The organism is Bacillus sp. LB7 (genome assembly GCF_030449715.1).
In the GTDB taxonomy this organism is placed as follows: Bacteria; Bacillota; Bacilli; order Bacillales; family Bacillaceae; genus Bacillus; species Bacillus paralicheniformis.
Genome location: NZ_JASGCA010000009.1, coordinates 14,256 through 39,265 on the forward strand (window position 1 = coordinate 14,256; position 25,010 = coordinate 39,265).

Consider the following 25,010-nt stretch of genomic DNA (forward strand, 5'->3'; position numbering starts at 1 on the left):
CGCTTTAATGTTTATAAAGGTCGGCGGACAACATCCATTCCATCAAGTGCTGGTAAGGATAATAGGTCGTGCCATTTAACTCAATTTTAGGGATTTCAGGATATTTGCGCAGCATTTCTTTCGTTTCTTCTTTGCTTAATCCTAAATAATATTGTAAATCTCTTTCTTTGATTAAATATGGATAGCCCGAATGGTTCCCTTTTGGGTTTTTAAAGTTTTTCAAACCGTCTCCGATAAAATAGCCTAAAGCCGCTAAACCAAGCCCGATCCAAAACAGGTTCATCTCCATGTTTACCATCCTTTTCGCATATTGCTTTATTTGTCATACGAAAAGGATTGAAAAAAGTTTCAAGGTCAAAGGCTTTGCCGGTTCAGCATCTCATAAAGAACGACGGCATGGTTATGGCGTTCATCCTTTGCACCGTAAAGCAGAATAACGGTTTCGTCCGCAGCCATTTCTTTTAATTCTTTGAAGCTTCTTTGTTTTTCAGGGTGTTGTTTGATTTCGTTTTGATAGGCTTCTTTAAACGATTCGAATTTTTTCGGGTCATGGCCGAACCATTTTCTTAAATCAGGACTTGGAGCGATTTCTTTCATCCAGCAGTCAAGGTTCGCTTTTTCTTTTGATATGCCGCGCGGCCACACACGATCGATTAAAATGCGGCGTCCTTCTGCCTGTTGGTTTTCGTGATAAATGCGCTGAAGAATAATCGGCATCTGGATCACTCCTTCTCATTTTATGATAAACCGGCCGGCTGGAAGGAACAACCTCTATTGAAAAGCCAATGCCAACAATCCTTTTATTCGATGGAATGTTTTAAAGAACTGTACATTTGGCTGACGCTTTCATCGATTTCATCTCTTGACATCCGCAAAGCTTTTTCCGATCTGGCATAGCCGATTTCTAAGCGGCCTTCTTCCAGCCCTTTAAAAATCGCATCGGCAAATTCATCTAAAGGAGCTCCAAAATCATGCAGTCCGACACCGCCAAGATCCGTATTGACCGCGGGAGGAGCGACCTCTATGACCTCAACGCCGGCCTCGGAAAGCTGATGTCTTAAACTCATCGTAAAAGAATGGAGAGCGGCTTTTGTCGATGAGTAGATCGGTGCGATCGCCATCGGTGTAAACGCCAGGCCTGATGTTACATTGATGATCGCTGTTTCCCCCGGTTTTTCGGCGAAGTATTGGCTAAAGAGCATGGCCAGGTGGATCGGCGCCTCCATGTTGACGGTGATTTCTTTTTTGTAGTCAGCCCAATTGTCTATGACATCGGCTTTTAAAATGTGGTAGCGCTGCTGTATGCCCGCATTATTCACAAGTATGTTTACGCCAGGGTGACGTTCTTTGACCCATTCAAATAATGCCAGTCGCTCCGTTTCATCGGTTACATCGCATACACGGGTGATCAGCTCCGGATATTTTTCCTTTGCTTCTTTCAGCTTGCTTTCCCTTCTCCCGCAGACGATAACCGTATTTCCCGATTTCATAAATCGTTCGGCAAATGCAGAGCCGATTCCTGATGCACCGCCTGTGATCAGTACTGTGAGTCCCGACAGTTTCATTGAAATCCCTCTTTTCCGTCAAATAAGTTGAACATCTTTTCTGATCCTATACTAGACCCTTCATTTTCCAAAATGCAAGTATTCCGATTAGACGGTATGTTCCGATTCCATTATCATTGAAAAGTGAAAGGGGTGGAATAAAATGTATGAAACGACTGTCGAAACGTGCTTCGGAAAGCTGAAAGGCAGAGCGGAAAACGGTGTCCGTATCTTTAAAGGCGTTCCTTTCGCAAAACCTCCCGTCGGCGAGTTAAGGTTTCGGGAACCGCAGCGAATGGAAGCCTGGGAAGGTGAGCGGGAGGCTTTTCAATTTGGTCCGGTTTGTCCGCAGCCTGACAAGGGGTTGCCCCAATCAGAGGGGGTTCAAAAGTCTGAGGATTGCCTGTATTTAAATGTGTACGCACCTGAAGAGGCGGATGGGGATCTGCCTGTTATGGTGTGGATTCATGGGGGCGCTTTTTATCTCGGCGCCGGCAGTGAACCGTTCTATGACGGGACTCAGCTCGCAAAGCAGGGAAAGGTGGTCGTGGTCACCATCAATTATCGCCTCGGTCCGTTCGGTTTTTTGCATCTTTCTTCAATTGATGATTCCTACACAAGCAACCTTGGCCTGCTGGATCAAATCGCGGCGCTCGAGTGGGTGAAAGAAAATATCGCTTTCTTTGGCGGAGACCGTCATCATATTACGGTATTTGGAGAATCGGCGGGATCGATGAGCATCGCTTCACTTATGGCGATGCCGAAAGCAAAGGGGCTTTTTCAACAGGCCATTATGGAAAGCGGGGCCTCCGCAACAATGTCTGAAAAGCTTGCGAAAGCCGCAGCAGAAAGATTCTTAACGATTCTCGATATTGATCATCATCACCTGGAGCGCCTCCGCGATGTATCTGATCAAGAACTTCTTAAAGCCGCCGATCAGCTGCGTACTTTAATGGGAGAAAATATTTTTGAATTGATCTTTCAGCCTGCACTTGACGAAAAAACCCTGCCGATGAAGCCGGACGCAGCCGTCGCGAAAGGCGCGGCAAAAGGGATCAATCTATTAATCGGAACAAACCGCGATGAAGGCGCTTTGTTTTTTGCCTCTGATTCGGAACTTTTGCCTGAGAGGAAGATCAATGAGATTTTAGAAGAATACATGGGAAAAGAGGCAGCTGAAGCCGCGGCGTCTCTGTATCCGAGATCATTGAAAGGCCATGTTGATATGATGACAGATCTGATCTTTTGGCATCCGTCCGTTGTGTTCGCTTCGGCTCAATCACGACATGCATCTGTCTTTATGTACCGGTTTGACTGGCATGCCAATTCGGAGCATCCGCCGTTCAACAAAGCGGCGCACGGCTTAGAGATTCCGTTTGTATTTGGCAATATGGACAGTTTGGAACAGCTGACAGGTACGAAGGCTGGTGAGGATACGCGTCAGCTTGTTAAACAGATTCAGGCTGCCTGGGTGTCTTTTGCCCGCTCCGGAAATCCGAGCACCGATGATGTCAGCTGGCCTGATTATCATGAAGATTCACGGAAAACGCTCATTTTTGATCAAGAAATCGCGATTGAAAGCGACCCGTATTCAGAGAAGAGGAAGCTGTTGACAGCCTCGAACCAGCAGGTTTAGAACAAGCGGCTGACCTGAGGTCAGCCGCTTTGGTGATAGCGTTCGCTTTGAATGGCTTCAAGCGATTTGCCGCGCGTTTCCGGCGCCATACGGAGCCCGATGATCATATGAATGACGAGAAACGCAATCATGACGGCGCCGGCTGTTTTAAAGCCCAATCCCGTAATCATCGCAGGAACGACCAATGAGATGAGTCCGACGCCGATGCGGACGATGAAGAACATGAAGCCTTGGGCGAGCGCCCTGTATTTCGTATGAAAAAGCTCTGCCGCCCACAGCCCGTAAAACGCCTGCGCTCCAAATCCCGCAGAAATGCCCCACAGGCATACGAATAATAAAAGCTCTGTGATGTTCATCGTGCCGAAGGTGAGGATGACCCATGCGGCGGTTGCCATGGCTGCTCCTATGCCAAAAAGCGTTTTTCGATTGACTTTATCGCCGAGACGGATAAAGACGAAGTATGTGGACGCCACTGTCAAAATCCATAAAAATGCCTGCAGCAGGTTGGCTTGCGCCGCTGTTAAACCGCCGACCGTCTCATAAATATACGGCATGAAATATCCCATCGTTCCGGCAACAAGGTTCCAAAACGCATAAATTCCGATGAGGAGAATCATGGCGCGGAGGTTCGCTTTGTTGGTCAACAGCTCTTTGATCGATGCCTTTTCTGCAACTCCTTTTGCTTTGTCTTCAGCTTCTTTTCGCTTTTGCTCCTCCCAGATGGACGATTCGTGAATCTGCTGCTGCAAAATCCACGTGATGACCGCGACAACGAATAATTGGGCAAAAATCAACCGGCTTCCCAGCAAACCGAGCGGCGCCAAGGCAACCGATAGCAGCAGCGTAAGCGCCGGTCCGACCGACCATGCCAGCTGCCCCCAGCCGACGCGTCCGGCGCGTTCGTGATCAGGCGCCTCCTCGGCAATGTAAGTCCAAGCAGCCGGAATCGCTGCGCCCACCGCAATTCCCGTCACGATGTAACCTGTTAAAAGCATTGGAAAATTAAACGACACGGCGATCAGCAAAACGCCAAGCATATAGACCAATAGATCGTATTTGTATATGAATTTTCTCCCGTAACGGTCGACTAAAAAACCGCCGAGAAAAGCGCCGGTCGTCGCGCCGAAACCATTTGCGCTTAAAGCGCCGAGAAGCCCGACCCGGGCGTCGTCCAACCCTAAATATTCAACCCATAACGAAAGCCCGCCGGCCCCTGCGACGATTGATCCCGCCTCCAAATAGTTGGACATGGCAACCGTGATCGTCGACTTCAAACTGCCTTTTTTTCTCCCTGGCATGATTCGTTCCCCTTTCAAATCAGAATTCTTTTCTGACAGAAGCCGGATTGATGCGTTGAATGCTGGATTTTTCCTTAGTGAGTCAAGCAATATTGTAAGCGTTATCATTTTCTGGTGATACCGACCCTGCATCCGTTCCAGCTTGCACACTGTTGCGAATGTTTTGCTCATAGTATTACTTTATTCGGAAAACAAAAATAAATCAACATATAAATCAGAATATTTCGCCTGAATATCTTTGTTTTTGTTTGAAATTCCCCCTTGAAAAACTACCATTATATCAATTTTTTATTAAAAAACCGAAACTTTTCCTTTGAAAAAATAGTATATTTAAACTAAGTATATTTTACTATGAGGAGGAGTTTTTTAGATGAGTATATTAAGCAGGTTCAAAGACATTATGGCCAGCAATATTAACGCTTTGCTTGATAAAGCGGAGGACCCGGAAAAAATGGTGGATCAGTATGTCAGAAACTTAAACAGCGACTTAAACAAAGTAAAGGCGGAAACGGCGTCTGTCATGGCGGCCGAGCAAAGGGCAAAAAGAGAACTGGCGGATTGCCGGGCGGAAATCGACAAGCTTGAGCGCTATGCCATGAAGGCTTTGGAAGCCGGCAGCGAGGCGGATGCCCGAACATTTTTAGAAAAGAAAACGGTGCTGGAAACGAAGGCGTCCGAATTAGAAACTGCATTACAAACGGCGTCATCCAATGCGCTTCAAATGAAAAAAATGCACGATAAGCTTGTTTCCGATATCGGAGAGCTTGAAGCGCGCCGGGCCGCGATCAAAGCGAAATGGACAGCGGCAAAAACACAGGAAAGAATGAATAAACTCGGTGCATCTGCAGCAAATGCCAACCATTCAATGTCCGCTTTCGGCAGAATGGAGGAAAAGGCCAACCGGGCGCTTGATGAAGCGAATGCGATGGCTGAACTGAACGCCGCTCCTCAAGATGACATAGAAGACCTGAAAGCTAAATATGACAGCCCCTCTGGTGTGGATGATGCGCTTGCCGCACTGAAAGCGAAAATGGCGGGTCAAAAGTCATAACAATTTGAAATGAATAATGTGAGAGGTTAAGAGACATGGTAATATCTTATAAATGTCCGGGCTGCGGGGATGACATGGCCTTTGACGCTGAATCCGGCACGCTGGCCTGCGGGAGCTGCGGGAGACAGGACAAGATTGAAAACATTCCGGAAGAATTAAAAACAGCGAGATTTACTGAAGACGAAGCAACAGAATATCATTGCCAAAACTGCGGCGCTATTTTGATCACTGAAAAAGAAACGACGGCTACATCCTGCAGCTTTTGCGGGGGAGCGGCAGTGATCGCCGACCGCCTGTCCGGAAACCTTGCCCCGGCAAAGGTGATTCCTTTTACGATCAGCAAAGAGGAAGCGGCAGACGCGTTTCGCAAGTGGTGCAGAAAAGGGCTGTTAACACCAAAGGGCTTTATGTCGGCTGACCGGATTAAAAGCATCACAGGCATGTACGTCCCTTTCTGGATGTACGATTTAAACAGCAAAGTGCAGATCAGCGCCCGCTGCACAAAGGTACATCGGTATACACAGGGCGACTACATCTATACGGAGACCGAACATTATGATGCGTTTCGCGATATCAATCTCGACTACATCAAAGTCCCGGTGGATGCCTCAGAAAAGATGAACGATGAATTGATGGACAAATTGGAGCCTTATCCGTATGATCAGCTGAAAGATTTTAAAACGGCATATTTGGCAGGCTACATCGCTGAAAAATATAATTACGATGATGAAGAGCTTTTTCCGCGGGCGAAAAGCAAAATCAGCGGCTACATCGAATCATATATCGATTCCACTCTATCCGGATACAGCTCCGTCGATGTGAAAACGAAACACGTCGATACGCAAAAAATGAAAAGCTTTTATGTACTTTTGCCAGTCTGGATGGTCAATTACAACTACAAACAAAAGGATTACATTTTTGCGATGAACGGACAAACGGGAAAAGTCGTCGGCAAGCCGCCGATCAGCTCATTTAAAGAAAAGATGTGGTTTAGCGGACTGGCTGTCTCCATATTTGCGGTCTGGAAAATCATCGCTGCTGTGATGGGAGGCGGGGCGTGATGAGAAATTTATTGAGAAACGCAATGATCCTATGTATGATTTTCCTTGTCTTCATCCCTATAGCCTCCGGTGCGGCAGCCTCTGAACAGAAGCGGTATGTTTATGATGAAGCCGGGCTTCTGACCAAACAGGAAATCGAGAAACTGGAGACGCTGGCAGCCAAATTGGGCGCCGAACGGGAAACCGACTTTATCATTGTGACGGCCAATGATACGAAGGGTCGCGATGTGAAAAAATTTACTCAAGACTTCTATGACGAAAAAGCGCCCGGCTATCAGAAGAAGCACGGAAATGCAGCCGTGTTAACGGTTGATATGGAGCATAGAGAAGTCTATCTTGCCGGCTTTAAAAAGGCTGAAGAATATTTGAATGACGCCAGACTGGACAAAATTAGAGAAAAAATCACGCCGGATATATCTGACAATCATTATGAAGCCGCATTCGAAATGTTTATGAAGGCGGCGTATGATGATATGGAGAAGAAACCGTGGGCGGACAGCATCTTTTTTAAGACATGGTTTCAATTGCTTGTGTCAGCAGTCATCGCGGGAATTGCCGTCGCCATTATGAAATACAATTCAGGCGGCAGAGTGACCGTAAGTGCAAACACGTATATGAACGGTGATACATCCGGAGTGATCAGAAAGAATGACGAGTACATCAGAACGACCGTCACAAAACAGAGAAAACCGTCCAATAATAAAAGCTCAGGCGGCGGAACGACGAGCGGAGGACATTCGCACAGCGGCAGCCGGGGAAGCTTTTAGAAAGGGAAAGGAAGAGCTCAAATGGTGTTTTTTAAAAATCAATTTGCAAATGTAGTAGAGTGGGATGAATTTCGCGATGATATGATTTTCTACAAATGGAACAACCGCGAAATCAAAAAGGGGAGCCGGCTGATCATTCGTCCCGGTCAGGATGCCGTCTTTTTAAACAATGGAAAAATCGAAGGCATATTCCAAGATGAAGGCGACTATGATATCGAATCTGAAATTATTCCTTTTTTATCTACTTTAAAAGGTTTTAAATTTGGCTTTAACAGCGGGATGCGCGCCGAAGTCCTGTTTGTTAATACGAAGGAGTTTACCGTTAAATGGGGGACGAAGAATGCCATTAATATCCCGGCTGCAGGACTTCCGGGCGGCATGCCGATCAGAGCGAACGGCACATTTAATTTTAAGGTGAATGATTATGTCGCATTAATCGATAAAATTGCCGGTGTGAAAGATCAGTATGTTGTGGAAGATATCAAAATACGGATCACATCTATCCTTGATCAGCTTCTGATGAAGTGGATCACAAAAGAAGGAAAAGATATGTTCAACCTTCAAGCCAACGCCTTTGATATTGCAAAAGGGATCAAGGAAGACCTTGATATGGAGATTGTCAGCGACGGTATGACGATAACAGGCTTTAACATCATGAGTTTCAATTATCCGAAAGAAATCCAGGACATGATCACAAAGAATGCTTCCCACGGGATGGTCGGCGATCTGAACAGATATCAGCAGATCTCCATGACAGACGGCATGGCGTCAGGAAAGATGGCAGGCGGCGGTGCCGCATCCGATATGGCCGGCATGATGATGGGAATGAATGTCGCGAACCAAATGATGAATCAGATGAACCAAAATCAGCAGGCGCAGACACAGACGCCTCAAAGCACGCCGCAGGCAGGGGCAAAGCCGAACTTCTGTCCAAACTGCGGAACGAAAACGGGTGAAGCCAACTTCTGTCCGAACTGCGGGCAGAAACTTGTGTAAGCTGGGGATCGATATAGAAGATACCGGCAAAGCTGGTATCTTCTTTGTGAATTTATGAATAACAGACCGGCATGATTGCCGGCAGACCAAGCTGGAAAACAAATGGAGCAGAAGCTGATCCTGATTCATAAGTCGGATCAATTGCATGATCAGAACGCCCGCCGTATTCTATATATAACAATGTGAGTGCCGGGTGAAAAGAATACGGCATACATCAATCAAGGATGTACAGAATAATTAAAGGAAACAATCTGGAGGAAAAGCGACATGGAATTAGGCATCAGCACCTTTGTAGAAACGACCCCTGATATCAAAACCGGAAAAGTCATCAGCCATGCGGAGCGGCTGCGCGAAGTAGTGGAGGAGATCGTCCTTGCCGACCAGGTGGGCTTGGATGTATTCGGAGTTGGAGAGCATCATCGTCAAGATTACGCCGCTTCTTCTCCTGCCGTCGTCCTGGCCGCAGCGGCTGCACAGACGAAGCGCATCAGATTAACGAGCGCGGTTACCGTGCTGTCGTCGGCTGATCCCGTCCGTGTTTTTCAGGATTTTGCAACGCTCGACGGGATCTCAAACGGCAGGGCGGAAATCATGGCGGGCCGGGGGTCTTTTATCGAATCCTTTCCGCTGTTCGGATATGATTTAGACGATTATAATGAGCTCTTTGAAGAAAAGCTTGATTTGCTGCTTGAGCTGCAAAAGTCGGAAAGGATCACATGGAGCGGCAAGCATCGTCCGGCTATTCAGAATACAGGCGTGTACCCGCGCCCTGTGCAGAATCCGCTGCCTGTATGGATCGGAAGCGGCGGAAACCAGGAATCCGTCGTTCGCGCCGGACTGCTCGGCCTGCCGCTGGTTCTCGCCATCATCGGCGGGAGTCCGCAGCATTTCGCCCCGCTTGTTGAGCTTTATTACAAAGCGGCGGAACATGCAGGGCATGATGCCTCAAAGCTGACGGTCGCTTCCCATTCCCACGGCTTTATTGCGGAGGATACTGAGACGGCCGCCGATCGGTTTTTCCCTTCCACCCAGCAGGCTATGAATACGCTCGCGAGGGAGCGGGGCTGGGGCCCGTACAGCCGCTCGAGCTTCGATGCAGCCCGAAGCTTTGAAGGGGCGCTCTATGTAGGCGATCCCGAGACGGTGGCGGAAAAAATTATTCATCTGCGCAAGAATGTCGGGATCACCCGCTTTTTGCTTCACGTTCCGGTCGGTTCGATGCCGCACGAAGATGTCATGAAGGCGATTGAACTTTTTGGAACAAAAACGGCGCCGCTCGTCAGGGAAGAGGTATCCCGCTGGGAGGCGTCCGAAAGATCATAATGATAAAAGGCCCGCGCTTTGCGCGGGCCTTTTATTTCATATAATGCTTTTTGAAATCCGGATGAATCGAAAATTTGCGGCGCAAATGGATCAGGTTTTCGCCGAAACTTTCCTCCAATACCTCTCTGTGCTTCTTCATGATTTCCATCAGGTACAGGTCATGAATCATCACTTCGGTAATCGGCATCACCAAGCCTACATGCATCGTCCAGGCTGCGCGGCTGTCTTTCCCGTGCGAGACAATGCCGGCCACGACTTCCGAATCGTCGACGCTGAATACAAGCCAGCGTCCGTCGTACTCTTCTGTAATTTGCGTGCTGCTGTCATGGAGATAGACATTGGCGAAATCAGCTTCAATGTCGCCGTACGCAATGATGGTGACGATGACGCCTTTTTTTGCGGCCTGCTTGAGTTCCGGCTCCAATTCAGGAAAATCCTCTTTCCAAATTTCGAGGAGAATCCTTTTTCCGGCTGATGATATACAAGCCTTTACTTTATCGATAATCTCGCTTCGCCCAGTGATGTTCCAAATATTTTCCCGGTCATTTGCAGTGCGTTCAAACTTCTCGAAATATTTTTCTGCCTGTTCAAAAGTCTCTTCCGCTTTCAGCCGCCGGTTTTTAATCAGTTCATTGGCGGGAACGGGAATGTACTGCGGTGTGCCGCCGTAGCTGACAAAGATATCGCCGCGGATCACGAGGCTCTCCAGCACTTCGTATATTTTCGACCGGGGAACACCCGATTTTTTCGCCACCGCATAGCCTGTCAGCGGCGATTCTTCCAAGAGTGCCAAGTATGCTTTCGACTCATACTCGGTGAAATTCAGGTTTTTCAGTACGTCTAATATGGTTTCCTTCATAAGCCCTCCAGCTTCAACAAGAGTCGCTACCTTTGTCACTCATATTTTGCTGGATGTATTGATTTATTTCAAGTCCGCTGATACACTTTTTATAAGTGGTTACTAAAGTAGTCACTATATAAACCGGTATGGGGGGAGACACCTGATGGATAGCCTGCTGTCATACATATCGATTGCCGCCATGATGGTGGTGATACCCGGAGCCGATACGATGCTTGTGGTGAAAAACACGCTTCGCTACGGGCCGAACGCCGGGCGCTGCAATGTTCTCGGTTTGGCGACGGGGCTTTCTTTCTGGACGCTGATTGCCGTTCTCGGCTTAGCGGTGGTGATTGCGAAGTCGGTGATTCTGTTCAATACGATCAAATACTTGGGGGCGGCCTATTTAATATATTTAGGCATTAAAAGCTTTTTCGCGAAAAAAATGTTTTCTTTGGAGGACATACAAGCCGAGAAGAACAAAACCGAAAACGCATCAAGCCGGCATTATAAGGATTCGTTTATGCAAGGATTGTTCAGCAACGTTCTCAATCCGAAAACTGTTTTGGTTTATATCACGATTATGCCTCAATTTATTAATTTAAGAGAAAGCGTCAACCAGCAGTTGATCATCCTCGCTTTAATCCTTACCTTTCTTGCTGTGTTTTGGTTCCTCATCCTCGTATATTTGATCGATTTCGCAAAAAAATGGCTGAGAAGCGTGAAATTCCAGAAGGTCTTTCAAAAAGCCGCGGGGCTGGTGCTTGTCGGGTTTGGCGTTAAAACGGGTTTGGATTGATATCGGAGAAGGAGTGAGTTTTGACTCGCTCTTTTTTTATTTATTTGTCAACGATTATGGGGTGGAATAAGCCAAATAAAACAGCGGTCTATGGTTATTCGTTGACATTTTGACAACGATTCTATATATTGATACCGACTTGGTCTTTTGGCTGATAGATTGATACATTTTAAGTGTGAGAGGAGAAAAGCTCATGGATGAACAAAAGAAAAATCAGCTGGGGGCGCTGCTGAAAGAGCATTTGCGAAAAAGATCATTATCTTTAAGAGAATTGAGCGAACGTACTCAAAATCGATAAAGCGACCATCTCAAGAATCATCAATGGCAAAAGAAAAGCAAACCTGAACCATTTGCAAAGGTTTTCTGAAAGTCTCGGCGTTTCTTTTGATGAGCTGATGACAGCGGCCGGCTATGCGATGGAGAAGGCGAGGGAGAGCGTACGTCCGGATATTCACTCGTCAGTTGCCGAAATTGAAGATGTTTTGCAAACTTCAAATGTCTATGATCGGTCCTTTACCACGGAAGAACTGAAAAACAAATTGAATGAGTACGAACAATATTCTCAGACGGAGGAAGGAAAGCGTACCATTTTGGCTGAGTTTGAATCCAAAGTCGAGAAAGTCGCCGGCATTGGTCCTTTTCTGACCCGTTTGCACGACATGTACAGCCGATTTACCTCGGGGCGGGGAACGCCGCGTGAATTGCTGCTGATGGGCGGCGCTTTGCTGTATTTTATCGTTTCTGTTGATGTCATACCGGATTATATTTTTCCAATCGGCTATATTGATGATGCCGCAGCGGTTCAATTCGTTTTCAACCAGCTGTCACATAAATCATGATGGAGCATGTTACAGATGAAAAGAAAGCATATCAACATTGACATCAGCCTGCTGCTCATTCTATTTTGTTTGTTTATCATCAGTCTGCTGGCCGTTTACAGCGGGTCCGGCCAGTATGAAACACAGGACCCTTTTTATTTTGCGAAACGGCAGGTATTTTGGTATCTTGTCGGGTTTGGCGTCATGGCGGGAACGGCCTACATCGACTATGAGCTGCTAGAACGATTGGCGCTTCGTTTATTTGCGGGAGCCGTTTTTCTTCTGATTCTCGTTCATTTTTTTGGAACTTATAAAAACGGTTCGCAAAGGTGGATCAGCTTCGGAGTCATCGAAATCCAGCCTTCAGAATTTATGAAGATCATTTTGATTCTTCTGTTGGCTTCGATACTCAACCAATTTCAGCATAAAAGGTTCTCCTTCACCGAGAGCATCATTCCGACGGGGAAAATCATGGTGTACACGGTGATTCCGTTTTTCTTCATATTGGTTCAGCCTGATTTAGGGTCCGCATTGGTGATTTTGTCGATCGCATTCACGTTGATGCTTGTCTCGGGGATTTCGGGGAGAATGATCATGTCCCTGTCACTTGGATTCATGGGATTGGTCGCCTTTTTGACGTATTTGCACAATCATTACTTTGAGATTTTTTCAAAGATAATTAAGCCTCACCAGCTTGACCGGATATACGGCTGGCTCAGTCCTCATGAACATGCTTCTACATATGGATACCAGCTGACGCAGGCGTTATTGGGGATCGGATCGGGCCAGATGTCAGGAAGCGGCTTTACTCACGGAACCCAAGTGCAGGGAGGGAAGATTCCGGAGGCTCATACCGATTTTATTTTTGCCGTGATTGGTGAAGAATTCGGTTTTTTGGGTGCCGTCACATTAGTCTGTCTGTATTTTCTGATGATCTACAGAATCATCAGGATCGCGATCTCGTCCAACAGTCTGTTCGGTCTTTATATATGTGCGGGGGTTGCTGGGTTGATTGTATTCCAAGTGTTCCAAAATATCGGGATGACGATCGGGTTAATGCCGATCACGGGGCTCGCTCTTCCGTTTATCAGCTATGGCGGCAGTGCGCTGCTGACCAACATGATCGCTTTAGGTCTCGTTTTCAGTGTGAATATCAGATCTAAACATTACATGTTTGGGAATGACTGGGGATGAAGGTGCGCAAAATGATTCTTTCCCATTTAAAGAAACTGGATTATGTATTGATTGCTTCGGTTCTGTTTTTATCCTCGTTTGGCTTGCTGATGGTATACAGTGCCGGCTACCCCCTCGGATATATGAAGTATCATGATGGCAGCTATTTTTTTATGAAGCAGCTGCAGTGGCTGCTCATCGGTTTGACCTTTTTTTCGGCTGCCGTCTTTTTCCCTTACAAAGCTTACAGCAAACTCATCCGGTTTTTGGTGAAGCTTTCTTTTTTGCTGCTGATTCTCGTTTTGCTGCCGGGAATCGGGATGGAGAAAAACAATTCTCAAAGGTGGATTCAATTCGGTTCGCTCATAATCCAGCCGTCCGAGGCTGTGAAGCTTGTGATGGTTATTTATTTCGCCTATGTGTATGCGAAAAAGCAGAGATACATCGCTGATTTTGGAAAGGGCGTCATGCCGCCGCTGATCATTTTGGCCGCTGTGTTTTTTTTGATTTTAAAACAGCCCGACTTGGGCACCGCTGTTTCGATCCTGTTAAGCTGCGGAGCGGTTCTGTTGTGCGCCGGCCTCAGAATACGGCACTTGCTGCTTCTCGGAACAATGGCAGGGGCGGGCATCGCATATTTTGCTATGACAGCGCCGTACCGGTTAAAAAGGCTGACATCGTTCAGCGATCCTTTTCAAAATGAAAACGGAGACGGCTACCAGTTGATCAATTCCTACCTTGCCATTGATTCGGGCGGGGTATGGGGGAATGGATTAGGGAACAGCGTTCAAAAGCTGGGATTTCTTCCTGAAGCCCATACGGACTTTATCATGGCGGTCATCAGCGAAGAACTCGGCGGTGTCGGGCTGTTGATGATCATCGGGGCCTACCTGTTGATCATGTTCAGAGGTGTTAAGATCGCTGCGCAAATCGATGATCCGTTTGGAAAGCTGCTGGCGGTCGGCATTACTTTCCAGATCATGATTCAAGCGTTATTTAACCTGGGCGCTGTTTTCGGCCTTCTTCCCATTACCGGAATTCCTCTTCCGTTTGTCAGCTACGGAGGTTCTTCGTTAATGTTCATGCTGACGTCATCCGGGATATTGGTCAACCTCTCCTCACATATTAAGCGGGGAGTTAAAAAAGGGGGGCCTTTCTGATGTAGCTTTTCCCGATTTTGAAGTTGCGATTGACCGGATGATCCTGTCATCAGGAATTGATCTTCTCATATCGTATGTGACCGTGGCTCCGTTTTTATATAAACGCATTCATATTGATAAATAAAGGAAATCGTGATATATTCAAGGTGTGAAACAGAATAATCTTTATATGAATGCGTAAACTGAAAAAAGACCGGAAGATGCGGCTACATCTCCCGGAAGCAACAGAGAGGCTCCGTAAAAAGGAGTCGGCTCTATTTTTAGATCCCAATTAAAAAGTAAGATCGTCTTGGTGTGGGAATCAAGGGCGATCTTACTTTTTTTGTCGTTAGATGACAGAATGGCCACGACGAGAATGCCGAAAGAGACCATGAGTTGCAACGCCTCTGATACTGTCACATGCTCACCCCCTTTCTCTCCAAGAGATGGAGGGTGAGCCGACCGCCCTTATATAGAACCGAACTGTTGCTAACCTTTATTATACCAAAAAGAAGATGAGTTTCCATAAATGCCCTTTGTCAAGTGAGTTTGAAGAAACGCATTTTTGCGGTCAAATACCGCTTTTTAGCCAAAAAGAGCTGATCCAGTGCAAAAAAGGCCGGTTCAGAAACCCGGCCTTTTTTGATATGTTTCATTTGTTCATTTATGCGGGACGCGCGGCAAAAATTTGAAAGGTAACGCCGAACGGATCGGTGACAATGCCGTAGGCGGGACTGAAATAAGTCTCCTTCAGCTCAAGCTTGACCTCGCCCCGCTCGCTCAGCTTGCCGAACAGCCGCTTGGCCGAAGAAACGTCAGCTGCCGTTACGCAAATGGACAATTGGTTTCCGCTTTGGAAAGGCAGTTCAGGAATGATGTCGGCGATCATCAGGACGGCGTCGCCGATTGTCAAAACGGCGTGTGCGATGAAATCCAATTCGTCTTCTTTAAAATTCGCCGCCTCATCTGCAGGGCCTTCACCAATCGTCTGACTGAACTTTACTTCGGCATCGAGTACATGACGATAATAATCAATCGCTTCCTTTGCTCTTCCATTCATCAGGATGTAAGGTGTAATTTGCGTTTTCATAGAGGGAACATCTCCTTTTTTTGTTGATCTAAGAAGATTGTATATTATAATGGTGACAACTTATGTCATGGTTAAAAAATGATTGGAGGTTTTCATGTCTAAAGCGAAACGATTGAATGAAATGATCATGATGGTAAACCGGAAAAAACGATTTACGGTCGGGGAGCTGGCGCAGGAATTCGGGGTTTCCAAGAGAACGGTTTTAAGGGATTTGCAAGAGCTCAGCGAAATGGGGGTGCCCCTCTATTCTGAAACCGGCCCCCACGGAGGGTATCAGGTGTTAAATGAAAGGATTCTTCCTCCCATCGCCTTCAGCGAGAACGAAGCGATCGCCATCTTCTTTGCGATCGATGCGCTGAAGCATTATATATCCCTGCCGTTTGACGCTCAGTACGAGTCCATCAAAAAGAAATTTTATTTAAATCTTTCAGGAGACATCCGGGATGCGATTGACAGTATGAAGGATCGCGTTGCTTTTTATACGCCTTATGAGCAAAAAGACGACATTCCGGTCTTAAAGATGCTGCTTGAGTCGGCAGTTCAGCAAAAGGTGTTGATCATCGAATATGAAGCAAATGGCACAGCAAGCAAGAGAAACATTCAGCCGATCGGAATCTATGCCAATCAAGGGAAGTGGTATTGCCCGGCTTACTGTTTGTTAAGAAAGGACTACCGCATCTTCAGGTGCGACCGGATCAAGCGGGCCGAGCTTGATGAACATACGGCCCCGATTGATTTAACCGGTCTTAATTTACAGAACCGTTTTTCAGCTGTGTCCCGGCCAAGGGAGACATTGGAATTATCCGCAGAGCTGACAAAAAAAGGAGTAGAACGGCACGGTTCACTCAAATGGCCGCACCTTGAGCTGCACGTAAAAGAAGACGGGTCCGGCGTGCTGAAAGGCGAGATCGCACCGAAGGATATCGATTTTTTTGCGGATTATTTCATTTCATTCGGCCGGGAAGCGGTTATTCAGAAGCCTTCCGAATTAATCGAAAGGATGAAGCGGACATTATCCGATATGCTGAAACAATACGGCTAAAATGAAGACTCCGGTCAGACTGCTCATGAAGACCGCAGCCTGGCGTTTCTTAGCATTTATAGCCTTGCAAAAAAAGCGTGAAGACGCACGTCTCCTTCATCATCCCGTTAAAGACACTCTCGATTCCTGAGAGTGTCTTATTTTTGCCGTCAGAAGAAATTTTTACCCAAAAAAGTTGACGGCGGATTTAAAAGTGAGTATCATTACAAATATGAAATAAATATTACATTTATGTTACAAAGAAAAATGATATGTTACGAGTTTAAAAGAAGATTGACAAAGGAGCATGCTTATGAAAAAAGCGATGGCTATTTTAGGATTCCTTGTACTCACAGCATCGCTGCTATTTATCATCAATAAAGGAACATCTCAAATAAACGCTTCACAAAATAGAAAAGCCGCGATTCACACGGAATATTACAAAGACATCAGTTCGCTTTCTTTTCCGGTATTCAGCGATTTGAAGGAAGAAGATGCCCAGCTGGCCAACGATGCGGTAAAACTTCATTTAAAAAACTCCTATAAAGAATTTCAAAAAATCGTTAAAGATGCCGAAAAGAAGGATAAGGACGAGGAAAACGTCTATGAAACGTCCTACAAAGTCAAATACAACGAGGAAGGCAAACTGAGCTTTTTAATCTATGACTATCAGTTCTCCGGCGGTGCGCACGGCATGTACACCGTTACATCCTACAACTTTGACTTTGACAAGCACAAACAAGTCGTGCTGACTGACGTATTAAACAATCAGGCGAAAATCGAAAAGGCAAAGAACTATATTTTCAGCTATATTAACGAACATCCGGAACAATTTTATTCTGATCTGAAAAAGAGCGATATCCGCTTGGATGAACAGACGGCATTCTATTATACAAGCAGCGGAATTTCAATCGTATTTCAGCAGTATGATATCGCCCCATATGCGGCCGGAAACCAGGAAATAAAGCTTCCGTCGACGCTTTTATATTAGTCCCGGTATAAGAAACAATATTTGTAATAGAAACAGAGACAGCAAGTCATGAAACAGGAGAGTGAGCAGCGATGTCTGGCAAACCATCATTTCGATGGGTTAAAATGTTGATTTTTTTAACGATATTAATAGGTTTGGCGGGGTACTCTTACAATAAGGTGTCAAGCAACAGTCAAGAGCCCCCTCAACCAAAAAAAGACGGCGGACAATCCGGCCTCGGCGTCGAATCCATGGTCAATGACAGCAAACAAGAGAGGTATGCCATCCACTATCCGGTGTTTCACATAAAAGAAATCGATGAACAAATAAAAGCGTATGTGAATCAAGAATTGGCCGGTTTTAAAGAGGATAACGCAAAGGCCCAGGCTCAGCATGAAGACGGGCCTTTTGAACTGAACATCAAATATAAGGTTGTCTATTATACAAAGGATACGGCCAGTGTGGTGCTGAATCAATACATAGAGGCCGGGGGCGTTTCGGGTACAACGTCTGTCAAGACGTTTAACGCCGATTTAAAACAGAAAAAGCTGCTGTCCCTTCAAGACCTGTTCGAAGAAAATTCAGATTTTCTGAACAGGATTTCAAGCATTGCCTATCAGGAATTGAAAAATCGGAATCCGTCTGCCGACATGTCTTTATTAAAAGAAGGGACAAGCCCTCGGGAAGAGCATTTCAGCCGCTTCGCGCTCCTGGAAAACGAAGTCGAATTTTATTTTGAGAAAAAACAAACCGGTCTTGAGCAGTCTGTAAAAATAAAAAAAGAATGGGTAAAAGATATTTTAAAAGACCAATATCAAAATATGAAAAAGAATCGTCTTCAGGCAAAACGTGAACAGGAGCCTGTCCCCCTTCCGAAACAAACGAAAATAAATCCTGATGAAAAAGTGATTGCTCTCACATTTGATGACGGCCCCAATCCCGCTACAACGAATAAAATATTGAACGCTTTACAGAAGCATGAAGGGCATGCGACCTTTTTCGTGCTTGGGAGCAGAGCCCAATATTATCCCGAAACGATAAAACGGATGCTGAAGGAAGGAAACGAAGTCGGCAACCATTCCTGGGACCATTCGTTATTGACAAGGCTGTCAAACGAAAAAGCGTATCAGGAAATTAACGACACACAAGAAATGATCGAAAAAATCAGCGGACACCACCCTGCACACTTGCGCCCTCCATACGGCGGGATCAATGATTCCGTCCGCTCGCTTTCCAACCTGAAGGTCTCGTTGTGGGATGTTGATCCGGAAGATTGGAAGTACAGAAATAAACAAAAGATAGTCAATCATGTCATGAGTCATGCGGGAGACGGAAAAATCGTCTTAATGCACGATATTTATGCAACGTCCGCTGAAGCGGCTGAAGAGATTATTAAAAAGCTGAAAGCAAAAGGCTATCAATTGGTAACTGTATCTCAGCTTGAAGAAGTGAAAAAGCAGAGAGGATATTGAATAAATGAGAAGAAAGCGCCATATCGGCGCTTTTCTTTTGCAAGAAAATATAGGGAAAATGATATTTGTTAAAAATTCCAAATATTTATACAATAGCATGTGTTTCACTTTGAAAGGGGAGAGGAGAATCATGAAACAACACAAACGGCTTTATGCCCGATTGCTGCTGCTGTTATTGGCGCTCATCTTCTTGCTGCCTCACTCTGCAGCAGCGGCGGCGAATCTTAATGGGACGCTGATGCAGTATTTTGAGTGGTACATGCCAAATGACGGGCAACATTGGAAACGCTTACAAAATAACTCGGCATATTTGGCTGAACACGGTATTACTGCCGTCTGGATTCCCCCGGCATATAAGGGAACAAGCCAAGATGATGTGGGCTACGGCGCTTACGATCTGTATGATTTAGGGGAGTTTCATCAAAAAGGGACGGTTCGGACAAAGTACGGCACAAAGGGAGAACTGCAATCTGCGATCAACAGTCTTCATTCCCGGGATATCAACGTTTACGGCGATGTAGTCATCAACCACAAAGGCGGTGCTGATGCGACCGAAGATGTAACGGCTGTTGAAGTCGATCCCGCCGACCGCTACCGCGTAACATCAGGAGAACAGCGAATCAAAGCGTGGACACATTTTCAATTCCCGGGGCGCGGCAGCACATACAGCGATTTCAAATGGCATTGGTACCATTTTGACGGAACCGATTGGGACGAGTCCCGAAAGCTGAACCGCATCTATAAGTTTCAAGGAAAGGCATGGGATTGGGAAGTTTCCAATGAAAACGGCAACTTTGATTACTTGATGTATGCCGACATCGATTATGATCATCCTGATGTCGCGGCAGAAATAAAGAGATGGGGAACGTGGTATGCCAATGAGCTGCAATTGGACGGATTCCGCCTTGACGCCGTCAAACACATTAAATTTTCTTTTTTGCGGGATTGGGTCAATCATGTCAGGGAAGAAACAGGAAAGGAAATGTTTACGGTAGCCGAATATTGGCAGAATGACTTAGGCGCGCTGGAAAACTATTTAAACAAAACAAACTTTAATCATTCAGTGTTTGACGTGCCGCTTCATTACCAGTTCCATGCTGCATCGACACAGGGAGGCGGCTATGATATGAGGAAATTGCTGAACGGAACAGTCGTTTCCAAGCATCTGTTGAAAGCGGTTACATTCGTCGATAACCATGATACACAGCCGGGGCAATCGCTTGAGTCGACTGTTCAAACATGGTTTAAGCCGCTCGCTTACGCTTTTATTTTGACAAGAGAAGCAGGCTACCCGCAGGTTTTCTACGGGGATATGTACGGGACGAAAGGAGCCTCGCAGCGCGAAATTCCTGCCCTGAAACACAAAATCGAACCGATCTTAAAAGCGAGAAAACAATATGCGTACGGAGCACAGCATGATTATTTCAACCATCATGACATTGTCGGCTGGACGAGGGAAGGCGACAGCTCGGTTGCAAATTCCGGTTTGGCGGCGTTAATAACAGACGGACCCGGCGGGGCAAAGCGAATGTATGTCGGCTGGCAAAACGCCGGTGAGACATGGCATGACATCACCGGAAACCGTTCCGATCCGGTTGTCATCAATTCTGAAGGCTGGGGAGAGTTTCACGTAAACGGCGGGTCGGTTTCGATTTATGTTCAAAAATAGAAGAATAGAGTGATAGGACGGATTTCCTAAAGGAAATCCGTTTTTTTATTTTCTCCTTCTTATAAAATTTCTTTGATTCCATCTTATAATTAATTTTAACAAAGTGTCATCAGCCCTCAGGAAGGACTTGCTGACAGTTTGAATCGTATAGGTAAGGCGGGGATGAAATGGCAACGTTATCTGATGTAGCAAAGAAAGCAAATGTGTCGAAAATGACGGTATCGCGGGTGATCAATCATCCTGAGACTGTGACGGATGAATTGAAGAAGCTTGTTCATTCCGCAATGAAGGAGCTCAATTATATACCGAACTATGCAGCAAGAGCGCTCGTTCAAAACAGAACACAGGTCGTCAAGCTGCTCATACTGGAAGAAATGGATACGACAGAACCTTATTATATGAATCTGTTAACGGGAATCAGCCGCGAGCTGGACCGTCACCATTATGCATTGCAGCTTGTCACAAGGAAATCTCTCAATATCGGCCAGTGTGACGGCATTATAGCGACGGGGTTGAGAAAAGCTGATTTTGAAGGGCTGATCAAAGTATTTGAAAAGCCTGTCGTTGTATTTGGCCAAAATGAAATGGGCTATGATTTTATTGATGTTAACAATGAAAAAGGAACCTATATGGCAACGCGTCATGTCATTGGGCTGGGCGTCCCCAATGTCGTCTTTTTTGGAATCGATTTGGATGAACCCTTTGAACGGTCAAGGGAAAAAGGCTACCTTCAGGCGATGGAAGGCAGTCTGAAAAAAGCGGCGATTTTCCGGATGGAAAACAGTTCGAAAAAAAGTGAAGCGCGCGCACGGGAAGTGCTGGCATCCGTTGATGCACCGGCAGCGGTGGTTTGCGCTTCCGACCGCATCGCGCTCGGGGTGATCCGCGCAGCGCAATCGCTCGGCAAAAGAATTCCGGAAGATGTCGCGGTCACCGGTTATGACGGGGTGTTTCTCGACCGGATCGCTTCGCCTCGCCTGACAACGATCAGACAGCCTGTTGTTGAAATGGGAGAGGCTTGCGCCAGAATCCTGCTAAAAAAAATCAATGAAGACGGAGCGTTGCAAGGCAATCAATTTTTTGAGCCGGAACTTATTGTCCGGGAATCGACTTTGTAAGGGTCTCATTCTGTTACCGGTAACAAGCTGAAAATGATTGTTCCTGTTATGCCGTCATGATAATTTCAGAATAAAAGCCGGTTCATCACAGCCGGACAACTAAGGGGGAAACATGATGGAATATGCAGCGATTCATCATCAGCCTTTCAGCTCTGATGCCTATTCTTACGATGGAAGGACATTGCACATCAAAATCCGCACAAAAAAGAATGACGCCGATCGCGTACGCTTCATTTGGGGAGATCCTTACGAACACACCGGCGGCACATGGAAAGCAAACGAGTTTGCGATGGCGAAAATTGCCGCAACAAGCACGCATGATTACTGGTTTGCCGAAGTGACGCCTCCATTCAGGCGTCTGCAATACGGGTTTATCCTTACAGGCGCTGATGGTCAAGACACTTTTTACGGAAGCAGTGGTGCCTGTCCGTTTGCCGGGAAAGCGGCCGATATGGGCAAGCACTGTTTTAAATTTCCGTTTGTTCATGAGGCAGATACGTTTAATGCACCCGACTGGGTCAAATCAACCGTCTGGTATCAAATTTTTCCGGAGCGCTTTGCCAGCGGCCGAGAAGATTTGTCTCCGGAAAACGCTTTGCCGTGGGGAAGCAAGGATCCCGAGGTGGATGATTTTTTCGGAGGGGATTTGCAGGGGGTCATAGACAAACTGGACTATTTGGAAGACTTGGGGGTAGGCGGCATTTATTTGACGCCGATCTTTGCCGCGCCTTCCAACCATAAATACGACACATTGGACTATTGCTCGATCGATCCGCATTTTGGCGATGAGGAACTCTTTCGCACGCTGGTCGGCCGGCTTCACGAGCGGGGAATGAAGATCATGCTTGACGCTGTTTTTAATCACATCGGCAGCGCTTCGCGAGAGTGGCAGGATGTTGTCAAAAACGGGGAAAAGTCCCGTTATAAAGACTGGTTCCATGTTCATTCTTTCCCTGTTAAAGAAGGCGGCTACGATACATTTGCGTTTACGCCCGAGATGCCGAAGCTCAATACCGCCAACCCGGAAGTTCAAGCTTATTTGATTGATATCGCGCTGTACTGGATCCGCGAATTTGATATCGACGGCTGGCGTTTGGATGTGGCGAATGAAGTCGATCATGCGTTTTGGAAGAAGTTCCGGCAAGCCGTTACGGCAGAAAAGCCCGACATTTTTATATTGGGCGAAATCTGGCATCAGGCTGATCCGTGGCTTAGAGGAGACGAATTTCATTCGGTCATGAACTACCCGTTCACAGAACCGATGATTGACTATTTTGCAGACGGATCGATTTCAGCTTCGCAAATGGCGAGCCGCATCAATTCGCATCTCATGAGCGGGATGAAGCAGGTCAATGAGGTGATGTTTAATTTGCTGGACAGCCATGACACGAAGCGGATTTTGACAAGATGCGGAGGAGATGAGAAAAAGGTGCGCTCTCTTTTGGCATTTATGTTTGCTCAGACAGGCTCGCCGTGCATTTATTACGGAACCGAAATCGGGCTGGACGGCGGGGATGACCCATTGTGCCGGAAGTGCATGGTTTGGGAAGAAGAGAAACAGAATCAAGAGATGCTCACATTTATGAAACGGCTGATCGCTTTGCGAAAACAAGAAAATGACGTATTGACTTATGGAGCGCTCGAGTGGAGGCTGGTTGACGACGAAAATGATTTTGTCAGTTTTTCCCGAACACATGAAGGAAAAGAGCTGATCTACTTCTTCCACCAGGGCAGCGAGACGCGGCGTGTCAGATTGCGGGATTTGAAGATTGCAAACGACAAAAGAATATATGATGCGTGGTCGGAAGAAGCGCTTCATCATGATGATGCGGTCGACATACAGCCAGGCGGTTTTTTCATTTTGGGGGCGGTTTAAATTCTGTTACCGGTAACAGAATTTAAACTATTGTAACCGCTTTCTATCGAGGATTACAATTGTCTCAGATTCTAAGATAGAAGGGGGAAAAAAGATGCAACATTTAAAAAAAGGATTTTTAGCGATGCTGGCGTCAGTTCTGCTGTTCGGTCTTGCCGCCTGTTCAAGTTCAAAAGAAACGGGGGGCAGCGGCGGGAAAAAAGTGCTGACCGTGTCTGTAGAAGAGGTCTATAAACCTTACGTCGAAAGCATAAAGGAAGGTTTTGAAAAAGAGAATGATGTGACAGTCAAAATTGTTGAAAAGCCAATGTTCGATCAGCTTGAAGCGCTTCCTCTTGACGGCCCGGCAGGCAATGCGCCCGATGTCATGCTTGCGGCATACGACCGTATCGGCGGCTTAGGACAGCAAGGGCATTTGCTTGAAGTCAAACCGTCTGATACTAAAAGCTTCGGCGACAAAGAAATGCAGCAAGTAACAGTTGACGGAAAAGTCTACGGAATCCCGCTTGTTATTGAAACTCTCGTACTCTATTACAACAAAGACTTGTTAAAAGCGCCGCCAAAAACCTTTAACGAGCTCGAGGATTTAACAAAAGACAAGCGGTTCGCTTTTTCTTCGGAAAAAGGAAAATCGACCGCTTTTCTCGCAAAGTGGACGGACTTTTACATGTCATACGGTTTAATGGCGGGATACGGCGGATATGTATTCGGAGCTGACGGCACGGATTCCGGAGACATCGGTCTGAACAACAAGGGAGCCGTGGAGGCGGTGGAATACGCCGAAAAATGGTTCAGTAAATATTGGCCGAAAGGCATGCAGGACAATACGAGTGCTGACGATTTTATTCAGCAGACCTTTATGGACGGAAAAGCAGCGGCTGTTATCGGAGGTCCCTGGTCGGCTTCCAATTATAAAGAAGCCGGTTTGAACTACGGTGCTGCGAAAATCCCGACATTGCCAAACGGAAAAGAATATGCCCCGTTTGCAGGCGGAAAAGGCTGGGTCGCCTCAAAATATACGAAAGAGGCGGAGCTTGCTGAAAAGTGGCTGCAATATGCCGCAAATGACGAAAACGCTTACCGTTTTTATGAAGATACGAACGAAGTTCCGGCCAACCTCGCCGCACGAAAAAAAGCAGGGGAGCAAAAAAGCGAGCTGACGTCGGCGGTCATCAAACAATACGAAACGGCGACTCCGACTCCGAACATTCCGGAGATGGCCGAGGTGTGGACAGGTGCAGAAAGCCTGATATTTGACGCGGCAGCAGGGAAAAAATCGGCTCAGCAATCAGCGGACGATGCCGTCGGCGTAATCAAAGAAAACATTAAAGAAAAGTATGTGAAATAAAAC

23 protein-coding genes and 1 pseudogene are annotated in these 25,010 nt (G+C 46.4%); 17 read left to right on the top strand and 7 right to left on the bottom strand.

Going from position 1 to position 25,010, the window contains the following annotated elements:
* Window positions 1–4: 4 nt before the first annotated feature.
* The 3 genes from QMZ64_RS13010 to QMZ64_RS13020 all read right to left on the bottom strand — a co-directional run bounded on the left by QMZ64_RS13010 (window position 5) and on the right by QMZ64_RS13020 (window position 1,565).
* A complete protein-coding gene (locus QMZ64_RS13010) occupies window positions 5–289 on the bottom strand; it encodes a DNA-binding protein (protein ID WP_265627703.1) in 285 nt (94 codons plus the stop codon).
* Window positions 290–354: 65 nt separating this feature from the next.
* The gene (locus QMZ64_RS13015; protein WP_075755223.1) at window positions 355–717 is read right to left on the bottom strand and encodes a DUF488 domain-containing protein; all 363 of its coding nucleotides are present in this window, start codon (window positions 715–717) and stop codon (window positions 355–357) included.
* An 83-nt stretch (window positions 718–800) separates the two neighbouring features.
* Window positions 801–1,565, bottom strand: a complete 765-nt coding sequence (locus QMZ64_RS13020) for an SDR family oxidoreductase (protein WP_265627702.1) — start codon at window positions 1,563–1,565, stop codon at window positions 801–803.
* Between the two features lie 142 nt (window positions 1,566–1,707).
* Between QMZ64_RS13020 and QMZ64_RS13025 the strand changes: the two genes are divergently transcribed.
* A complete protein-coding gene (locus QMZ64_RS13025; RefSeq protein WP_265627701.1) occupies window positions 1,708–3,180 on the top strand; it encodes a carboxylesterase/lipase family protein in 1,473 nt (490 codons plus the stop codon).
* A gap of 20 nt (window positions 3,181–3,200) precedes the next feature.
* Here the strand turns inward: QMZ64_RS13025 and QMZ64_RS13030 are convergent, their stop codons facing one another.
* Window positions 3,201–4,478 carry an MFS transporter gene (locus tag QMZ64_RS13030; protein ID WP_265627700.1) on the bottom strand — a complete coding sequence of 426 codons (1,278 nt, stop codon included), beginning with the start codon at window positions 4,476–4,478 and terminating at the stop codon, window positions 3,201–3,203.
* A gap of 370 nt (window positions 4,479–4,848) precedes the next feature.
* Here QMZ64_RS13030 and QMZ64_RS13035 point away from each other — a divergent pair, with 370 nt between their 5' ends.
* The 5 genes from QMZ64_RS13035 (at window position 4,849) to QMZ64_RS13055 (ending at window position 9,676) form a co-directional block, all read left to right on the top strand.
* Complete coding sequence (locus QMZ64_RS13035; RefSeq protein WP_265627699.1) at window positions 4,849–5,529, top strand: PspA/IM30 family protein; 681 nt, start codon at window positions 4,849–4,851, stop codon at window positions 5,527–5,529.
* 35 nt (window positions 5,530–5,564) lie between these two features.
* On the top strand, window positions 5,565–6,590 hold the full coding sequence (locus QMZ64_RS13040; protein ID WP_265627698.1) for a TFIIB-type zinc ribbon-containing protein: 1,026 nt from the start codon (window positions 5,565–5,567) through the stop codon (window positions 6,588–6,590).
* A complete protein-coding gene (locus tag QMZ64_RS13045) occupies window positions 6,590–7,357 on the top strand; it encodes a TPM domain-containing protein (protein WP_265627697.1) in 768 nt (255 codons plus the stop codon). The genes QMZ64_RS13040 and QMZ64_RS13045 overlap by 1 nt, the downstream gene beginning before the upstream one ends.
* Window positions 7,358–7,378: 21 nt before the next feature.
* On the top strand, window positions 7,379–8,353 hold the full coding sequence (locus QMZ64_RS13050; RefSeq protein ID WP_265627696.1) for an SPFH domain-containing protein: 975 nt from the start codon (window positions 7,379–7,381) through the stop codon (window positions 8,351–8,353).
* A gap of 267 nt (window positions 8,354–8,620) precedes the next feature.
* The gene (locus QMZ64_RS13055; protein WP_165426203.1) at window positions 8,621–9,676 is read left to right on the top strand and encodes an LLM class flavin-dependent oxidoreductase; all 1,056 of its coding nucleotides are present in this window, start codon (window positions 8,621–8,623) and stop codon (window positions 9,674–9,676) included.
* A gap of 31 nt (window positions 9,677–9,707) precedes the next feature.
* On the opposite strand, the gene QMZ64_RS13060 is transcribed toward QMZ64_RS13055, so the two are convergent.
* On the bottom strand, window positions 9,708–10,535 hold the full coding sequence (locus tag QMZ64_RS13060) for a TrmB family transcriptional regulator (RefSeq protein ID WP_243944517.1): 828 nt from the start codon (window positions 10,533–10,535) through the stop codon (window positions 9,708–9,710).
* Between the two features lie 145 nt (window positions 10,536–10,680).
* On the opposite strand from QMZ64_RS13060, the gene QMZ64_RS13065 reads away from it, so the two are divergent.
* The 4 genes and pseudogenes from QMZ64_RS13065 to ftsW all read left to right on the top strand — a co-directional run bounded on the left by QMZ64_RS13065 (window position 10,681) and on the right by ftsW (window position 14,464).
* A complete protein-coding gene (locus QMZ64_RS13065; protein ID WP_020450387.1) occupies window positions 10,681–11,313 on the top strand; it encodes a homoserine/threonine efflux transporter in 633 nt (210 codons plus the stop codon).
* Between the two features lie 193 nt (window positions 11,314–11,506).
* Window positions 11,507–12,152: pseudogene (locus QMZ64_RS13070) on the top strand (helix-turn-helix domain-containing protein).
* A gap of 15 nt (window positions 12,153–12,167) precedes the next feature.
* Complete coding sequence (rodA, locus tag QMZ64_RS13075; protein WP_265627694.1) at window positions 12,168–13,325, top strand: rod shape-determining protein RodA; 1,158 nt, start codon at window positions 12,168–12,170, stop codon at window positions 13,323–13,325.
* Window positions 13,322–14,464 carry a putative lipid II flippase FtsW gene (ftsW, locus tag QMZ64_RS13080; protein WP_265627693.1) on the top strand — a complete coding sequence of 381 codons (1,143 nt, stop codon included), beginning with the start codon at window positions 13,322–13,324 and terminating at the stop codon, window positions 14,462–14,464. The genes rodA and ftsW overlap by 4 nt, the downstream gene beginning before the upstream one ends.
* Before the next feature lie 165 nt (window positions 14,465–14,629).
* Here ftsW and QMZ64_RS13085 read toward each other — a convergent pair whose 3' ends face one another.
* Together QMZ64_RS13085 and QMZ64_RS13090 are read right to left on the bottom strand one after the other, a co-directional pair.
* Entirely contained in the window at window positions 14,630–14,863 is a 234-nt protein-coding gene (locus QMZ64_RS13085) for a putative holin-like toxin (protein ID WP_265627692.1), read from the bottom strand.
* Between the two features lie 244 nt (window positions 14,864–15,107).
* Window positions 15,108–15,533, bottom strand: a complete 426-nt coding sequence (locus QMZ64_RS13090; RefSeq protein ID WP_243944513.1) for a VOC family protein — start codon at window positions 15,531–15,533, stop codon at window positions 15,108–15,110.
* Between the two features lie 94 nt (window positions 15,534–15,627).
* Between QMZ64_RS13090 and QMZ64_RS13095 the strand changes: the two genes are divergently transcribed.
* The 7 genes from QMZ64_RS13095 (at window position 15,628) to QMZ64_RS13125 (ending at window position 25,007) form a co-directional block, all read left to right on the top strand.
* Window positions 15,628–16,575, top strand: coding sequence for a helix-turn-helix transcriptional regulator (locus QMZ64_RS13095; RefSeq protein ID WP_265627691.1), 948 nt, complete (start codon window positions 15,628–15,630; stop codon window positions 16,573–16,575).
* Between the two features lie 292 nt (window positions 16,576–16,867).
* A complete protein-coding gene (locus QMZ64_RS13100) occupies window positions 16,868–17,545 on the top strand; it encodes a DUF3298 and DUF4163 domain-containing protein (protein ID WP_145650806.1) in 678 nt (225 codons plus the stop codon).
* Between the two features lie 71 nt (window positions 17,546–17,616).
* Entirely contained in the window at window positions 17,617–18,996 is a 1,380-nt protein-coding gene (locus QMZ64_RS13105; RefSeq protein ID WP_265627690.1) for a polysaccharide deacetylase family protein, read from the top strand.
* A gap of 130 nt (window positions 18,997–19,126) precedes the next feature.
* Window positions 19,127–20,665 (top strand): alpha-amylase, encoded by a 1,539-nt coding sequence (gene amyS, locus QMZ64_RS13110; protein WP_265627689.1) that lies wholly within the window; start codon window positions 19,127–19,129, stop codon window positions 20,663–20,665.
* Window positions 20,666–20,832: 167 nt separating this feature from the next.
* Complete coding sequence (locus QMZ64_RS13115; RefSeq protein ID WP_265627688.1) at window positions 20,833–21,783, top strand: LacI family DNA-binding transcriptional regulator; 951 nt, start codon at window positions 20,833–20,835, stop codon at window positions 21,781–21,783.
* Window positions 21,784–21,895: 112 nt separating this feature from the next.
* Window positions 21,896–23,659 (top strand): glycoside hydrolase family 13 protein, encoded by a 1,764-nt coding sequence (locus tag QMZ64_RS13120; RefSeq protein ID WP_301441351.1) that lies wholly within the window; start codon window positions 21,896–21,898, stop codon window positions 23,657–23,659.
* A gap of 94 nt (window positions 23,660–23,753) precedes the next feature.
* Complete coding sequence (locus tag QMZ64_RS13125) at window positions 23,754–25,007, top strand: extracellular solute-binding protein (protein WP_265627686.1); 1,254 nt, start codon at window positions 23,754–23,756, stop codon at window positions 25,005–25,007.
* Window positions 25,008–25,010: the final 3 nt, after the last annotated feature.

Excerpts from the sequence above, each read along its gene's own strand:
- QMZ64_RS13010 (WP_265627703.1), bottom strand. The coding sequence starts at position 289 with ATGGAGATGAACCTGTTTTGGATCGGGCTTGGTTTAGCGGCTTTAGGC.
- QMZ64_RS13015 (WP_075755223.1), bottom strand. The coding sequence starts at position 717 with ATGCCGATTATTCTTCAGCGCATTTATCACGAAAACCAACAGGCAGAA.
- QMZ64_RS13020 (WP_265627702.1), bottom strand. The coding sequence starts at position 1,565 with ATGAAACTGTCGGGACTCACAGTACTGATCACAGGCGGTGCATCAGGA.
- QMZ64_RS13025 (WP_265627701.1), top strand. The coding sequence starts at position 1,708 with ATGTATGAAACGACTGTCGAAACGTGCTTCGGAAAGCTGAAAGGCAGA.
- QMZ64_RS13030 (WP_265627700.1), bottom strand. The coding sequence starts at position 4,478 with ATGCCAGGGAGAAAAAAAGGCAGTTTGAAGTCGACGATCACGGTTGCC.
- QMZ64_RS13035 (WP_265627699.1), top strand. The coding sequence starts at position 4,849 with ATGAGTATATTAAGCAGGTTCAAAGACATTATGGCCAGCAATATTAAC.
- QMZ64_RS13040 (WP_265627698.1), top strand. The coding sequence starts at position 5,565 with ATGGTAATATCTTATAAATGTCCGGGCTGCGGGGATGACATGGCCTTT.
- QMZ64_RS13045 (WP_265627697.1), top strand. The coding sequence starts at position 6,590 with ATGAGAAATTTATTGAGAAACGCAATGATCCTATGTATGATTTTCCTT.
- QMZ64_RS13050 (WP_265627696.1), top strand. The coding sequence starts at position 7,379 with ATGGTGTTTTTTAAAAATCAATTTGCAAATGTAGTAGAGTGGGATGAA.
- QMZ64_RS13055 (WP_165426203.1), top strand. The coding sequence starts at position 8,621 with ATGGAATTAGGCATCAGCACCTTTGTAGAAACGACCCCTGATATCAAA.
- QMZ64_RS13060 (WP_243944517.1), bottom strand. The coding sequence starts at position 10,535 with ATGAAGGAAACCATATTAGACGTACTGAAAAACCTGAATTTCACCGAG.
- QMZ64_RS13065 (WP_020450387.1), top strand. The coding sequence starts at position 10,681 with ATGGATAGCCTGCTGTCATACATATCGATTGCCGCCATGATGGTGGTG.
- rodA (WP_265627694.1), top strand. The coding sequence starts at position 12,168 with ATGAAAAGAAAGCATATCAACATTGACATCAGCCTGCTGCTCATTCTA.
- ftsW (WP_265627693.1), top strand. The coding sequence starts at position 13,322 with ATGAAGGTGCGCAAAATGATTCTTTCCCATTTAAAGAAACTGGATTAT.
- QMZ64_RS13090 (WP_243944513.1), bottom strand. The coding sequence starts at position 15,533 with ATGAAAACGCAAATTACACCTTACATCCTGATGAATGGAAGAGCAAAG.
- QMZ64_RS13095 (WP_265627691.1), top strand. The coding sequence starts at position 15,628 with ATGTCTAAAGCGAAACGATTGAATGAAATGATCATGATGGTAAACCGG.
- QMZ64_RS13100 (WP_145650806.1), top strand. The coding sequence starts at position 16,868 with ATGAAAAAAGCGATGGCTATTTTAGGATTCCTTGTACTCACAGCATCG.
- QMZ64_RS13105 (WP_265627690.1), top strand. The coding sequence starts at position 17,617 with ATGTCTGGCAAACCATCATTTCGATGGGTTAAAATGTTGATTTTTTTA.
- amyS (WP_265627689.1), top strand. The coding sequence starts at position 19,127 with ATGAAACAACACAAACGGCTTTATGCCCGATTGCTGCTGCTGTTATTG.
- QMZ64_RS13115 (WP_265627688.1), top strand. The coding sequence starts at position 20,833 with ATGGCAACGTTATCTGATGTAGCAAAGAAAGCAAATGTGTCGAAAATG.
- QMZ64_RS13120 (WP_301441351.1), top strand. The coding sequence starts at position 21,896 with ATGATGGAATATGCAGCGATTCATCATCAGCCTTTCAGCTCTGATGCC.
- QMZ64_RS13125 (WP_265627686.1), top strand. The coding sequence starts at position 23,754 with ATGCAACATTTAAAAAAAGGATTTTTAGCGATGCTGGCGTCAGTTCTG.